The sequence below is a fragment of the Pseudomonas sp. NFACC24-1 genome, assembly GCF_900115235.1.
In the GTDB taxonomy this organism is placed as follows: Bacteria; Pseudomonadota; Gammaproteobacteria; order Pseudomonadales; family Pseudomonadaceae; genus Aquipseudomonas; species Aquipseudomonas fluorescens_AA.
On sequence record NZ_FOVS01000034.1, the window covers coordinates 35,663 to 50,685 of the forward strand.

Below are 15,023 nucleotides of genomic sequence, written 5' to 3' on the forward strand. Positions count from 1 at the left end.
CCACATGCCAAGAGATGTTCAAGCCAAACTGCTGATCGTCGACGATCTGCCTGAGAATCTGTTGGCCCTGGAAGCGTTGATCAGGGGGCCTGACCGCGAGGTCTTCAAGGCCCTGTCGGCGGACGAAGCACTGTCCCTGCTGCTGCAACACGACTTTGCCCTGGCCATCATCGATGTGCAGATGCCCGAGATGAACGGTTTCGGGCTGGCCGAGCTGATGCGCGGCACGGAGAAGACCCGCAGCATCCCGATCATTTTCGTCAGCGCCGCCGGTCGTGAACGCAACTATGCCTTCACCGGTTATGAAACCGGCGCGGTGGACTTCCTGCACAAGCCGCTGGACACCCAGGCCGTCAAGAGCAAGGTCAATGTGTTCGTCGAGCTGTATCGCCAGCGAAAGGCCATGAAGGAGCAAGTCGTTGCCCTTGAGCAGAGCCGGCGGGAACAGGAGGTCCTGTTGCAGCAACTGGAGGCCACCCGCGGCGAGCTGGAGCAAGCAGTGCGTATGCGTGACGACTTCATGTCCATTGTCGCCCACGAGGTGCGCACGCCCCTCAATGGCCTGATTCTCGAGACCCAACTGCGCAAGATGCACCTGGCCCGGGACAATGCCGCGGCCTTCAGCCTGGACAAGGTACGGGCGATGGTCGAGCGCGATGAGCGCCAGATCAAGAGCCTGATCCGGCTGATCGAGGACATGCTGGATGTGTCGCGGATTCGTACTGGCAAGCTGTCGATCCGTCCGACCCGCTTCAACTTGACGGCACTGGTGGAAAACCTGCTGCGCAACTTCCAGCCGCAGTTTGCCATCGCCGAGTGCTCATTGACCTGCCTGGCCGAGCCGGCGGTGGAGGGGCTGTGGGATGAGTTTCGCATCGAACAAGTGGTGTCGAACCTGTTGACCAATGCGCTGCGCTACGGTGGCAAGAGCCCGATCGAAGTGCGCGTCTACCGGACGCCCGAGCATGCCTGCATCGAGGTCCGGGACCACGGCATCGGCATCAGCGAGGAGAACCAGAAACGTATCTTCCAGCAGTTCGAGCGCGTATCGTCCAAGGCGGCCGCTTCAGGCCTGGGGCTGGGGCTGTTCATCTCCGAGCAGATTGTCACGGCCCATGGCGGGACGATCACGGTCGACAGTCGCCTCAATGAGGGGGCGTTGTTTCGTGTTTGCCTGCCCTTGCAGAAAACTGTCTTGGACAAAACCGCCGAACAGACGCAACCTCTGAGAGACCCTAAGGTCGTATCAGCAGCTATTGATCGAACAAAGGCTTCTCATGAGTGAAGATGCGCAAGATGTTGTATTGATCGTCGAGGATGACCCGTCGATCCTGATGGTGCTGTCGGCCTACCTGTCGGGCGAGGGATATCGGGTGCTGCAGGCCGAAAACGGTGACCAGGCGTTCGAGATCCTGGCGAGCAAGCCGCATCTGGACATGATGATTACCGACTTCCGCCTGCCGGGCGGTATTTCCGGGGTGCAGATCGCCGAGCCTGCGGTCAAGCTGCGACCCGAACTGAAGGTCATCTTCATCAGCGGCTACGCGCAGGAAGTGCGCGACACCGATAGCCCCATTACCCGCAAGGCCCCGATCCTGGATAAACCGTTCGACCTGGATGAGCTACAGCGCATCATGCAGTCGATGTTGTCGTAGTAGGCCGGGTGCGGGAGCATGTCCCGGCAGATCAGGCAAAACCCTGCGGCGAGGGCGCTTGCTCCCGCTGGGCTATGTAGGAGCTGGCGAAGCCTGCGATCTTTTGATCTTTAGCTTGAGACTCAAGTGTCCGGGGAAAGATCGCAGCCTCGCTCCGCTCGACAGCTCCTACCGCGCCCCCCCTTGCGGAAGCCAGCTTGCTCGCCACAACGCCTGCCCATCACCTCAGACCTTGATCATCTCCCGTACCTTGGCCGTCAACAAATCAAACGTGAACGGCTTGGTGATCATCTGCATCCCCGGGTCAAGGAAGCCGCCGCGTACCGCCGCATGCTCGGCGTAGCCGGTGATGAACAGCACCCGCAGGTCCGGGCGTACCTGCCTGCCGATTTCCGCCAACTGCCGACCGTTCATGCCCGGCAGGCCTACGTCGCTGATCAGCAGGTCGATGCGTTGGCTTGACTGGAGAATCGGAACCGCGCCATTGGCGTCGGCCGCTTCCACAAAGGCATAACCCAGTTCGCTCAACACCGCGCTCACCAGCACCCGCACCGCCGGATCGTCCTCGACGATCAGTACGGTTTCGCCGTCCTGCGCATACGGCGCATGTTGGGTGGTGACCTGGGGCTCGTGGACTTCTTCACCGCGGAAGCGCGGCAGGTACAGGTTCACGGTGGTGCCTTTGTCGACTTCGCTGTCGATGGTCACATGTCCGCGCGATTGCTTGCTGAAGCCATAGATCATCGACAGGCCCAGCCCGGTGCCCTGGCCGATCGGTTTGGTGGTGAAAAACGGGTCGAAAGCGCGGCCGATCACCGCTTCGGGCATGCCATAACCGGTGTCCTGCACGCTCAGCACCACATAGTCGCCGGGCTCCAGGTTGCTGTAGGCATCGGTGAAGTCGGCGTCCAGGTGTCGGTTGCAGGTCTGCACCACCAGGTTTCCGCCGTTGGGCATGGCATCCCGGGCGTTGAGCACCAGGTTGAGCAGGGCGCTTTCCAGTTGGTTGGGGTCGGCTTCGGCGATCCAGAGCTGTTCATCCAATCGCATGTCCAGGCGAATGCTTTCGTTGAGGCTGCGTTGCAGCAACTCGCCCATGGACAGCACCAGCGTATTCATCTGGACGGCCTTGGAGTCCAGCGATTGCCGTCGGGAAAACGCCAGCAGGCGATGGGTCAGGCCGGCGGCGCGGTTGGCCGAGGTCACGCCCAGGTCGATCAGGCTGTCCAGGTCCTCGGTACGGCCCCGGGCCAGGCGCCGACGCAGCAGTTCGAGGCTGCCGATGATCCCGGTGAGCATGTTGTTGAAGTCGTGGGCGATACCGCCGGTCAACTGGCCGACCGCTTCCATTTTTTGCGATTGGCGCAGGGCCTCCTCATTGTGGCGCAACTGGGCGGTACGTTCTTCTACCTGCTGCTCGAGGGTTTCAAGGGTGGTCTGCAGGCGCAGTTCACTGTTGCTGAGGTCGATCAGGCGGTCGCGGGCTTCGTACTGCCTTCGACGACCCCGCAGGGCGGTGGTCACCAGGCTGATCAGGGTCACTGGATGGAAAGGACGCTCGAGAAAGGTCACGTTGCCCAATTGCGTACCGACCCGGGCCGCCGGGTTCTGTTCCGGCCCGCCGTGATGGGTCAGCAAGACAATGGGCAGGTCGGACCAGGCTGGCTGCTGTTCGATTTGCTGGAACAGCGTTTCCAGTTCGGGCCCTACCAAGGCTTCCGAAGAAATCACCAGCAGGCCGGCACCGCTTTCCAACTCTTCGCACAAATGGCCCAGGTGACGGCAGATGAGGCCGGCAAAACCGGCTTCATTGAGGATCATCAAGGCAATCTGGCTGTCCCGTCCCAGCGGCGCGAGGATCAGCGCCCGCTCGGCCAGCGGCTCGGCCAGCGTCACCGGTGTTCATCCTTGAGCAGCGGGTTGCTCTCGCCCATGTAGGTGGGGACCCCGCGCAAGACACCTTGGAACGCCTCCAGTGGCTCGCCGATGGTCATGCCCACGCCGCTGATGCGGTATTCGCGGATGGTCGACTCGTGGCTGCCGGTGCGTTTCTTGATGATGGAGATCGCCCGGCGAACCTTGCCCAGTGCTTCGAAATAACGCAACAGAATCACCGTGTCGGCCAGATAAGTAATGTCCACGGGCGCCTGCATGTCGCCGACCAGGCCGTGCTGGGCGACGGTCATGAAGGTCGCCGCGCCCTTGCGGTTGAGATAGAGCAGCAATTCATGCATGTGCAGCACCAGGGCGTTCTCTTCCGGCATGGCCGCCTGATAGCCGTTGATACTGTCGATGACCACGGTCTTGATGTTGCCCTCATCGACGCAACGGCGCACGCGGTGTGAGAACTCGCCGGGGGACAACTCGGCGGCGTCGACCTGTTCGATCAACAGGTTGCCGGTCTCTAGCAGGGCTTGCAGATCGATGCCGATGTTTTTCATGCGCTCGAACAGCAAGCCCAGCTCTTCGTCGAAGATGAACAGCGCGGCCTTCTCGCCGCGCTGTACGGCGGCTGCGGCAAAAATCAGCGCGATCAGCGACTTGCCGGTACCCGCCGGGCCCAGGATCAAGGTACTGGACCCCGTCTCGATACCGCCGCCCAGCAACGCATCCATTTCGCCTATGCCGCTGGAGAGTTGCTGGCGCAGGTACTGCCCACGGTGTTCGGCGGCTACCAGGCGCGGGAAGACGTGCACGCCGTCGCCCATGATGGTGAAATCATGGTAACCGCCGCGGTATTTCTGTCCGCGATACTTGACCACCCGGATCCGCCGCCGTTCGGCGCCGTAGCTGGGGGTCAGTTCCTCCAGGCGAATCACCCCGTGGGCGACGCTGTGCACGGTCTTGTCCAGGGATTCGGTGGTCAGGTCGTCGAGCAACAGGACCGTGGCGTCGTAGCGCACGAAATAATGCTTGATTGCCAGGATCTGGCGACGATAGCGCAGGGAGCTTTGCGCCAGCAGACGGATCTCCGACAGGCTGTCGAGCACGACCCGGGTCGGCTTGACCCGTTCGACCACTTCGAAAATCTGCCGCGTCGCTTCGCCCAGTTCCAGGTCCGAGGAGTACAGCAGGCTCTGCTGGTGCTCGGCATTGAGCAGGCTTTCGGGCGGTGTCAGCTCGAAAATATGAATATTGTCATCCAGCGTCCACCCGTGGGAGGCCGCGCCCTGACGCAGTTCACGCTCGGTTTCCGATAGCGTGATGTACAACGAGCGCTCGCCAGCCTTGGCGCCGGCTAACAGAAAATGCAACGCGACCGTGGTCTTACCAGTCCCAGGCTCCCCCTCTAGCAGGAACACATGGCTGCGGGACAAACCACCGGAAAGGACATCGTCCAGTCCTTCGATACCGGTGGCGGCTTTTGCACTGATCAACTCGTTAGATGTAGACAAAAATAGCCCTCTCATGACTAGGGAAGTGGGCAGCAGGCGGGGTAACGCCTGAAATCGACTGCCTGAACACTTGACCTTTGGCGGTGATGGCGGTTCCGCTTACATCGACAAAACGCGGTGTACTGCACAACTTTTGTAGGAGCTGTCGAGCGAAGCGAGGCTGCGATCTTTCTCCAGGCAATTGAGTCCTCCAGGCAATTGAGTCGCAGTTGAACAATCAACAAAAAGATCGCAGCCTTCGGCAGCTCCTACAGACCTTGTTGCAGTGCCGGGTCATCGGGGTTCAATTGTTCCAGTTTCGCCAACAGGATTTGAACGTTCTGCAGCTGACCGGTCTCCTTCCAATAGTTGATCAGCAACACTCGTGCCTTGCGGTCGGCGGGGTAGCGCTGGACGATTTCCTGCAACTGTTTCTGCGCGGCTTCCACTTCCTGTTCGGCGTGCAAGGTGGTCGCCAGGTCATAGCGGTAATGCCGGTTCTCGGGTTCCAGTTCCACGGCTTTTGCCAGGCCGAGCACCGCATACTCGCTCTGGCCGTGTTGCAGCAGCCACATGCCCAGCGCATGTTGCAGATAAGCGGACTGTGGTTGGGTTTGCAACTGTCGGGCGAGCAATTGTCGTGCGGCTTCGCTCTGGCCTTGTTTGTCCAGCACTTCGATCTGCATGACCAGCGCCGGGAGATTGTCCGGTTGCAAGCGCAAGGCTTGCTCAAGGGCCAATTGGGCTTTCTTCAATTCGGCGTTGTGCAGGTGCAGCCGGGCCAGCTGGTAGTGGGCGTCCGCGGTTTTCGGGCCATCCTCGAGCACCTGCTCCCAAGTATCGATGGCGATCTGCATCGCACCGAAATACAAACCGAGGTCATCCGGCGAGAGGCCCAGCAGCGCATTCACGGCAGCAAAGCGGACATTCGGGTCGTCATCATCCAGAAGCGGGCCGAGCAACAGGCTGCGCTGGCCCGTCGGCACCAGCCCGACGACGCTGCCGATGGCGGCCCGACGCACGTCCGGTGATTCGTTGTGCAGGTCAGCATCGGCCAGTTTCAGGGCTTGCGGGCTGGGGTAGTTGGGCAGTTCGGCGTGCAGCCACACACGGCGCTTGGGCGAGAGGTCCGGACGCCCCAGTTGCTGGTAAAGCATGCGCGCCGCCCCCGGCTGTCCGTTGCGGGCGCTTTCCAGGGCTTCACTGTAACCACGCTTGATCGCTTCGGGGATTTGCGGCGTAGTGCTGCGTAGCCATAGCGCGACAAGACCGATCAACAACAGGACACAGAGGCTTAGGAGCAGATAGCGGCGGCGAGGCGAGGGCATGCAGGGAATCCATTACCAGAAGCGTGAAATGTCGCAAGCTTCGGTCAGGTGGCGGCTTGAGTCAAACCTTGTCACAGCGGTAGCGGACCTGTGGGAGCGAGCTCGCTCGCGATGGCGGTTGAGCCGCCGACATCACCGCCAACTGATCCACCGCTATCGCGAGCAAGCTCGCTCCCACGATGGGCTCTTTCACGGTGGGTTGTGGGCGATAGGCAAAAAAAGCCCCGCGTCCAAATGAGCGCGGGGCAAAGAATTGGTTGGTTGCGGCCAACCAAAGGAGCTCGGTTGAGCAGGGCGGGTCAGTTGCTGGCAACGGTTTCTGGTTTCCAGCCGCCACCCAGGGCCTTGTAGATCGCGACGATGCCGCGGTACAGGTCCACTTCGGCCTGGGCCTGGGTGTCTTCGGCGGCCAGGCGTTCACGTTGGGCATCGAGCAGCACGAGGAAGTCCACGGTGCCTTCGCGATAGCGAATCTCGGCCAGGTCGGCGGCGGCGCGGCTCGATTCACTCTGACGGATCAGCGAAATCAGCCGTTGCTGGCGCTTGCCGTAGTCACTGAAGGCATTTTCCGATTCTTCCAGGGCCAGCAGCACTTGCTGTTCGTAAGTCGCCAGGGCGCCGTCCGCCTCGGCGTCGGCACCGCGCAAGCGCGCCCGCACGCTGCCCAGGTCGAAGGCGGCCCAGGTAATGCTCGGGCCCAGCGCCCAGGCGTTGGCGGCCGAGGAGCCGATCTGCGAACCGCGTCCAGCCGTGAAGCCAAGGAAACCGCTCAGGCTGACCCGGGGGAACAGATCGGCCTTGGCCACGCCGATGCGCGCCGTGGCGGCGGCCAGTTGGCGTTCGGCACTGAGAATGTCCGGGCGTCGTTGCAGCAGTTCACCCGGATCGCCGATGGGCAGGGCCTTGGCGATGGCCGGCAACTGTTTCGGGCTCAGGTCCACACTGAGTCTGTCCGGGCGCTCGCCCAGCAACGTGGCGATGCGATTGCGTTGGCGCACCTGTTCGGCCTGCAGTTGCGGCACGCTGGCTTCTACAGACGCCAGGCGGGCATCGGCACGCACCACATCGAGCTGATCGCCGACGCCGGCATCACGCAGGCTTTCGGTGATCTTGCGCGAATCCTGCTGGTTCTTCAGGTTGGCCAAGGCGATCTTTTCCCGCAGTTGCGCGCCGCGCAGTTGACCGTAGGCGTCCACCAGTTCGGCGATCATCGTCACCTGCAACTGATAGAGGTCGGCTTCGACCGCCTGCTGATCGGCATCGGTGGCTTCCAGGTTGCGCCGGATGCGGCCGAACAGGTCCAGCTCCCAGGCCATGTCCAGGCCCAGGTCGTAGCGCTCGGTGTTGACCCGGTCGGTGGTCTGCCCGGGAATCTGGCCTTTGCCCAGGTCACTGCTGGCACGGCTGGTGATGGTGGGCATCACGTCATTGCTGGCGTCATCGCGAATCGCCCGGGCGGCCCGCAAACGGGCGAAGGCCACACGCAACTCGCGGTTGCCTTCCAGTGAGCGAGTCACCAACGCGTTGAGCGTCGGATCTTCGAACTGCTGCCACCAGACGCCTTCGAAGCGGGCCCGGTCGAAATTCTTCTGGCCGGCGGCACCGTCGGTGGCGGTGGTGATGGTCGCCGCCTCCGTTTGTGGTGCCTTGTAGTCCGGACCCACGGCGCAGGCGCTCAACGCCAGGGCCAGCAAGCTCGGAACGAACGCTTTCAAACTCATTGTTGCGCCTCCAGTTTCAAAGCCCGGGCCGCCTTGCGGGCCTCGCTGCGCTCGACGAAGTTGCGGATCAGTACATAGAACACAGGGGTGAGCAGCAGACCGAAGAAGGTCACGCCGAGCATCCCGGAGAACACTGCCACACCCATGGCATGACGCATTTCCGCACCTGCGCCGCTGGAGAACACCAGGGGCACCACGCCCATGATGAAGGCGAAGGAGGTCATCAGGATCGGCCGCAGACGCAGACGGCATGCTTCGAGGACCGCCGCCAGCGGGTTCATGCCTTCGAGCTGTTTATCCTTGGCGAACTCTACGATCAGAATCGCGTTCTTGCAGGCAAGTCCCACCAGTACGATCAAGCCGATCTGGGTAAAGATGTTGTTGTCGCCACCGGAGAGAATCACCCCGGTAATCGCCGACAGCAGGGTCATCGGTACGATCAGGATCACCGCCAATGGCAGGCTCCAGCTTTCGTACTGGGCCGCGAGCACCAGGAACGCCAGCAGTACGCAGAGCGGGAACACGAACAGCGCGGTGTTGCCCGAGAGGATCTGCTGGTAGGTCAGGTCGGTCCACTCGTACGTCATGCCGTTGGGCAGTTCGTCCTTGAGCAGTTTCTCGATGGCCTTTTCAGCCTGGCCGGAACTGTAGCCCGGGGCAGCGGCACCGTTGATTTCAGCGGTGATGAAGCCGTTGTAGTGCATCACACGATCTGGCCCCGAGGTGTCGCTGACCTTGATGAAGGTCGCCAGCGGGATCATCTCGCCACGGTTGTTGCGCACCTTGAGCTGGCCGATCTGGTCCGATTCGAGACGGAACTGCTGCTCGGCCTGGACGTTGACCTGGTAGGTGCGACCGAAGCGGTTGAAGTCGTTGGCATACAGCGAACCCAGGTAGATTTGCAGGGTGTCGAAGATGTCGCTGACGGCCACGCCGTGGGTCTTGGCTTTTTCACGGTCGATGGCGGCATCGACCTGGGGCACGTTCACGGTGTAGCTGGTGAACAACCCGGCCAGTTCCGGCACGCTGCGGCTCTTGGTGATGATGTTCATGGTTTCTTTGTACAGCTCGTCGTAGCCCAGGTTGCCCCGGTCCTCGATTTGCAGGCGGAAACCACCGATCGTGCCCAGGCCCTGTACCGGCGGCGGCGGGAAGATCGCCATGTAGGCTTCCTGGATCTCCGAGTACTTGCCGTTCAAGGCACCGGCGATGGCGCCGGCCGACATGCTCGGGTCCTTGCGCTCGTCGAAGGGCTTGAGAGTCACGAACACGATGCCGGCGTTCGGGCTGTTGGTGAAACCGTTGATCGACAGGCCAGGGAAGGCCACGGCGCTCTCAACACCCGGTTGCTTGAGGGCCAGGTCGGACATGCGCTTGATTACGTCTTCGGTGCGATCCAGGCTCGCGGCGTCCGGCAATTGGGCGAAGGCCACCAGGTATTGCTTGTCCTGGCCGGGCACGAAGCCGGTCGGGGTGGTGGAGAAGCCGAAGAACGTCAGCACCATCAGGCCGGCGTAGAGCACCAGGGCGATGCCGCTGCTGCGGATCACCCGCGCGACGGTGCCCACGTAGCCATGACTGGCACGCTCGAAGAAGCGGTTGAACGGACGGAACAGCCAGCCACCGAACACCTTGTCCAGGAACTTGGAGAAACGGTCCTTGGGCGCGTCATGGCCCTTGAGCAGCACCGCGGCCAAGGCCGGCGACAGGGTCAGGGAGTTGATCGCCGAGATGACCGTGGAGATGGCAATGGTCAGGGCGAACTGTTTATAGAACTGGCCGGTCAGGCCGCTGATGAACGCCGCCGGAACGAAGACCGCGCACAGCACCAGGGCGGTGGCGATGATCGGGCCGGTCACTTCGCCCATGGCGCGTTTGGTGGCCTCCACGGGGGTGAGCCCCAGCTCGATGTTTCGCTCGACGTTCTCCACCACCACGATGGCATCGTCCACCACAATACCGATGGCCAGAACCAGGCCGAACAGCGACAGGGCGTTCAACGAGAAGCCGAACAGGTGCATCACCGCGAACGTACCGATCAGCGATACCGGCACCGCCACCAGGGGAATGATCGAGGCTCGCCAGGTCTGCAGGAACAGGATCACCACCAGCACCACGAGGATCAACGCTTCGAACAGGGTGTGAACCACGGCCTCGATGGAGCCACGGACGAAGATCGTCGGGTCATAGACGATGCTGTAGTCCATCCCGGCGGGGAAGCCCTTCTTCAGCTCTTCCATCTTCTCGCGAACGTCGTTGGAGATCTGGATGGCGTTGGAGCCCGGACGCTGGAAGATCGGGATCGCCACGGCCGGCTGGTTGTCCAGCAACGAGCGCAGGGCGTATTGGCTGGAACCCAACTCGACCCGGGCGATGTCCTTCAGGCGCGTGATCTCGCCGTCGGCGCCGGAGCGAATGATGATGTTCTCGAACTCTTCCTCGTTCACCAGGCGGCCCTGGGTGTTGATCGACAGCTGGAACGCCTGGGCATTCGGCGCTGGCGGCGCCCCCAGGGCACCGGCCGCCACCTGGCGGTTCTGTTCACGGATCGCGGTGACCACGTCAGTGGCGGTCAGGTTGCGCGAAGCGGTCTTGTTCGGATCCAGCCAGACCCGCAGGGAGTAGTCACCCATGCCGAACAGTTGCACGTCACCTACGCCACCCAGGCGCGCCAGCTCATCCTTGATGTTGAGCAGGGCGTAGTTGGACAGGTAGAGCATGTCGTAGCGTTTGTCCGGGGAGGTCAAGTGCACGACCATGGTCAGGTCGGGCGATGCCTTGTCCACCGTGATGCCGATCCGGGTCACTTCTTCCGGCAGCTTGGGCTCGGTCCGGGTGACACGGTTCTGCACCTGCACCTGGGCGTTGTCCAGGTCGGTGCCCAGGGCGAAGGTGATGGTCAAGGTGATCTTGCCGTCAGCGGTAGACTGCGAGGACATGTACAACATGTTCTCGACGCCGGTGATGGCTTGTTCCAGGGGCGCGGCCACGGTTTCGCCGATGACCTTGGGGTTGGCGCCGGGGAAGTTGGCACGTACGACCACGGTCGGCGGTACGACTTCCGGGTATTCGCTGATCGGTAGCTGGAACAGCGAGATGGCGCCGGCGATCAGGATCAGCAGTGAGAGCACTGCTGCGAAGATCGGCCGCGAAATGAAGAACTGGGAAAATTTCATCTTGGATTCAGTCCCTTAACCGCGTGGGGTCGCAGCGGCCAGTTTGCCTGCCGAGCCTGACGCTGCCTTGGATGGCGCGACTTGGGGCAGGTTGCTGGCTTCGAGCGCTTTACGTTGTTGTGCCAGGGCGGCAATGGTTTCGTCGCTGGCCATCGGCACGGTTTCAGGCGTGACCGGTGCACCCGGACGAGCCCGTTGCAGCCCCTTGACGATGATGGTGTCGTCCTTGCTCAGGCCGCTGCGCACGATGCGCAGGCCTTCGATCTTCGGCCCCAGCTCGACGGCGCGGTAGGCCGGCTTGTTGTCGGCGTCCATCACCAGCACGAATTTCTTGCCCAGGTCGGTGCCCACGGCTTCGTCGTTGATCAGCACGGCGGCGTAAGTGCCGCTGCCTACCAGCTTCAGGCGGGCGTACAGGCCTGGGGTGTAGGCGCCGTCCTTGTTGTCGAACACGGCGCGACCACGGATGGTGCCGGTCTGCGGGTTGACCTGGTTGTCGACGAAGTTCATCTGGCCCAGGTGCGGGTTGCCGTCCTCGTTGGACAGGCCCATGTAGACCGGCGTGGCCTGGCCGCGCTGGCCCTGGCGGGCGAGTTGGGTGTACTTGAGGAAGACGCGCTCGTCGGCGTCGAAGTAGGCGTAGACCTTGTCGGTGGATACCACGCTGGTCAGCCGTGTGACGTCGGCGGTCACCAGGTTGCCGGCGGTGATGTCCGCCCGACTGACGCGACCGCTGATGGGCGAGGTGACGCGGGTGAAGCTCAGATTCAGCTTGGCCAGGTCCAATTGCGCCTGGATAGCCGCGACGGCGGCACGGGCTTCCTGGGCGGTGGTGGTGCGCGAATCCGCCAGCTCGGCGGAAATGGCGTTGCTCAAGCGCAGGCGCTCGCCACGCTGGGCTTCGTTCTCGCTGCGGGTAGCGGTGGCGCGGGCTTGGGCCAGTTGGGCTTCGAGACGACGCACTTCAGCCTGGAAGGGGCGTGGGTCGATCTGGAACAGCAGGTCGCCTTTCTTGACCAGTGCGCCTTCGGTGAAGGCCACTTCGTCGATCTGCCCGGAAACCCGCGGGCGGATCTCGACGGTTTCTGGCGCCTCGAGGCGGCCGGTGAACTCATCCCATTCGTTGACGGGCTGCTCCAACACCTTGGCCACACTGACTTTGGCCGGCGGCATGGACGCTGCCGTGTCGGGAGTCTTGCCGCAGGCGCTCATCACCAGCACCGCCAGCAGCGCGAGGGGAAAACGCAGTTTTGAAAGTGAATGTTCCATGGATAGCATCCGCCAATGTATTGAGAATGGGCGGATGATGCGTGGCGCCAGGCACAGGAACGAATCGAATGAAGCAAAGGTAACTATCATTCAGAATGATATAAGCCATCGATGAGGGCTCTAGTCCGGCTTCCCTCGCCACAGCCTATTGCGGCAAATAAAGGTCATGGACACGCTTGACGGTCCCATCCGCGCGAAGCGCTTCGACCGCGTCGCGCAAATGCTCGACCATTTCCGGCGAGCATTGCTTGGAGCAGGCCAGGTAAAGGTCGGCGTTGCTGCCAACCGAACTCATGAGCAGTTTGCGCTTGGACACCTTCGGCCAGATGTAACGACTCTCCGGCACGCCGTTGAACCAGGCATCGATACGTCCCATCAGCAGCATCTGGGCGGGATTGTCGCCGATGGCCAACGGATAGATCTGCTCATCGCTGAACCCTTCGCTGTGCAGGATATCTTCCTGTGCACTGCCCAGGCCGACACCGATCTTGCGGTAGGTTTCTTTCGCTTGGGCGAAGCTGCTCACCCGCCGCTCGAGGCTGAAAAAGGCGCGCTCCATGGGCATGATCGAGGCGATCCAGGTAAAGCGATCCTCACGAGTGGGGATGCGCGACAGGGGGGTGATCAAGTGGTCATGTTCTTCACTGACATGCTTTTGTGCCCGGGCCCAGGGAAGCACATGGATCTTTACGGTGTACCCGGCCCTGGTCATCGCCGCCACGGCGACATCGCCGACGATGCCGTGGCCCCTGGGATCGTTGACGAAGGTCAGCGGCGGTGCGTCGGGAATGTGCAGTTCAATGACCGGAGGCTCAGCGCTTGCCTCATGGCTAGCCAGCAGCAGTAACAGACAAAGCCGGTAAAGCGCTTTGGTTGATGCGTTCAAAACGCGTGTGGTCTGGCTCATGGACGATACTTCAGGCATTGAAAGGGGTGCGCCAATCCCGGCGTACGGGGCGCCGGGAACAACGTCTACAGGCCAGCTTCTTATATAAGGCAGCGCATGATGCAGCGATCCAGCGGGATTCGCCACAACCGCTCCATCCCATCACGTCAGTGCCGCCTTGGCCCGACTGTGCTTCTGAAGGTATAGATCATTTGCTCGGCGCAAGCCGTCAATTTGGATGTGTACCTGCACGGCGGACCTGCGCTGCAAGGTCCTGCCGCGAAAAAACCGTCCTCTCCCAGCGTCGCTTGGACACGGTCTGTAGGGTTTTCTTGCTGCAAGCGCGGCGCTACGATGGCCCAACCTCACACGTCAAGAGGATTCTCGATGAGCCTTTCTCCGTTCCACCTGGCGATTCCGGTCTACGATCTTGCCGCCGCCCGTACTTTCTACGGTGAAGTGTTTGGCCTGGAAGAAGGCCGTTCCAGCAGCCAGTGGGTCGATTTCAATTTCTACGGGCACCAACTGGTGATTCATCAGCAACCCAAGACCGCTTACCAGGAAAACGCCCAGAGCAATCCGGTGGACGGGCACGATGTGCCGGTCCCGCACTTTGGTGTTGTTTTGGCTTGGGAGGCGTGGGAGGCACTGGCTGAACGACTGAGATCTTTCGGCGCGGAGTTTGTGATCGAACCCTACGTCCGCTTCAAAGGGCAGGTTGGTGAGCAGGCCACGATGTTCCTGTTCGATCCTTGTGGCAATGCCCTTGAATTCAAGGCGTTCAAGGATATGAGCCAGCTTTTTGCCAAATGACACGGACAAATCGAAGCCCTTGTAGCGAGGGGGCAAGATGTGTAACTGACGGACGGCTGTTTTGTGACGATATTCATAGGTGGTCACAAGTTGTCATCCCCTGCGGGGATGCGTAAGCTGCTCCCATGAATCAGCCAACATTACCTTCGCCCAGCACTCGCGGCCCAGCCGATCATGACATTCGCGACCAGATTGTCGCGGCGGCCAACGAGCATTTCAGCCAATATGGCTACGCCAAGACCACCGTGTCCGATCTGGCCAAGGCCATCGGCTTTTCCAAGGCGTACATCTACAAGTTCTTCGATTCCAAGCAGGCGATTGGTGAAGCCATTTGCTCCGGCTGTCTTGCGAAGATCGTTGCGGCCGTGGAGGAGGCCATCAGCGAGGAAGGGCTTTCTTCGACCGAGCGCTTTCGCCGCCTGGTCAAGACCCTGATCACCACGGGGATCGACCTGTTCTTCAATGATCGCAAGCTCTACGACATTGCCGCATTCTCCGCGTCGGAACGCTGGCCCAGCTCCCAGGTGTATGACGCACGGATCAAGCAGTTCGTGGTGCAGGTCGTACGGGAAGGGCGCGAAAGCGGTGAGTTCGAACGCAAGACGCCCTTGGATGAAACCGTTGAGGCGATACACCTGACCCTCCGGCCTTTCGTCAATCCTCTATTGCTGCAGTACAGCCTCGATCATGTCGAGGTGGCGCCGACGCTCACCGCCAACCTCATCCTGCGTAGCCTGATGCCCTGAGGGACGGCTGCGACGAGCAGCCGTCCCGCTTCAAAAACGACTTCCTTGCATTCGG

At 61.7% G+C, this 15,023-nt stretch carries 11 protein-coding genes; 4 read left to right on the forward strand and 7 right to left on the reverse strand.

Going from position 1 to position 15,023, the window contains the following annotated elements:
- The first annotated feature begins 4 nt into the window (after positions 1–4).
- Entirely contained in the window at positions 5–1,285 is a 1,281-nt protein-coding gene (locus BM317_RS24660) for a hybrid sensor histidine kinase/response regulator (protein ID WP_092164764.1), read from the forward strand.
- Positions 1,278–1,655, forward strand: coding sequence for a response regulator (locus BM317_RS24665; protein WP_060742522.1), 378 nt, complete (start codon positions 1,278–1,280; stop codon positions 1,653–1,655). The genes BM317_RS24660 and BM317_RS24665 overlap by 8 nt, the downstream gene beginning before the upstream one ends.
- 225 nt (positions 1,656–1,880) lie before the next feature.
- Here the strand turns inward: BM317_RS24665 and BM317_RS24670 are convergent, their stop codons facing one another.
- The 7 genes from BM317_RS24670 to BM317_RS24700 all read right to left on the reverse strand — a co-directional run bounded on the left by BM317_RS24670 (position 1,881) and on the right by BM317_RS24700 (position 13,430).
- Positions 1,881–3,551: a response regulator gene (locus BM317_RS24670; RefSeq protein WP_092164762.1), complete on the reverse strand. Its 1,671-nt coding sequence runs from the start codon at positions 3,549–3,551 to the stop codon at positions 1,881–1,883.
- Positions 3,548–5,050 carry an ATPase domain-containing protein gene (locus BM317_RS24675; protein ID WP_092164760.1) on the reverse strand — a complete coding sequence of 501 codons (1,503 nt, stop codon included), beginning with the start codon at positions 5,048–5,050 and terminating at the stop codon, positions 3,548–3,550. Before BM317_RS24675 ends, BM317_RS24670 begins: the two co-directional genes overlap by 4 nt.
- A 248-nt stretch (positions 5,051–5,298) precedes the next feature.
- A complete protein-coding gene (locus tag BM317_RS24680; protein ID WP_092164758.1) occupies positions 5,299–6,357 on the reverse strand; it encodes a tetratricopeptide repeat protein in 1,059 nt (352 codons plus the stop codon).
- A 299-nt stretch (positions 6,358–6,656) separates the two neighbouring features.
- Entirely contained in the window at positions 6,657–8,078 is a 1,422-nt protein-coding gene (locus tag BM317_RS24685) for an efflux transporter outer membrane subunit (protein WP_092164756.1), read from the reverse strand.
- Positions 8,075–11,254: an efflux RND transporter permease subunit gene (locus BM317_RS24690; protein WP_092164754.1), complete on the reverse strand. Its 3,180-nt coding sequence runs from the start codon at positions 11,252–11,254 to the stop codon at positions 8,075–8,077. Before BM317_RS24690 ends, BM317_RS24685 begins: the two co-directional genes overlap by 4 nt.
- A gap of 15 nt (positions 11,255–11,269) precedes the next feature.
- Positions 11,270–12,523 (reverse strand): multidrug efflux RND transporter periplasmic adaptor subunit MexE, encoded by a 1,254-nt coding sequence (gene mexE, locus BM317_RS24695; RefSeq protein ID WP_092164752.1) that lies wholly within the window; start codon positions 12,521–12,523, stop codon positions 11,270–11,272.
- 145 nt (positions 12,524–12,668) lie between these two features.
- The gene (locus tag BM317_RS24700) at positions 12,669–13,430 is read right to left on the reverse strand and encodes a substrate-binding periplasmic protein (RefSeq protein ID WP_092164750.1); all 762 of its coding nucleotides are present in this window, start codon (positions 13,428–13,430) and stop codon (positions 12,669–12,671) included.
- A 366-nt stretch (positions 13,431–13,796) separates the two neighbouring features.
- Here BM317_RS24700 and BM317_RS24705 point away from each other — a divergent pair, with 366 nt between their 5' ends.
- Positions 13,797–14,222: a VOC family protein gene (locus BM317_RS24705; RefSeq protein ID WP_092164748.1), complete on the forward strand. Its 426-nt coding sequence runs from the start codon at positions 13,797–13,799 to the stop codon at positions 14,220–14,222.
- Between the two features lie 125 nt (positions 14,223–14,347).
- Positions 14,348–14,968: a TetR/AcrR family transcriptional regulator gene (locus BM317_RS24710; protein WP_092164746.1), complete on the forward strand. Its 621-nt coding sequence runs from the start codon at positions 14,348–14,350 to the stop codon at positions 14,966–14,968.
- The last annotated feature ends 55 nt before the right edge of the window (positions 14,969–15,023 follow it).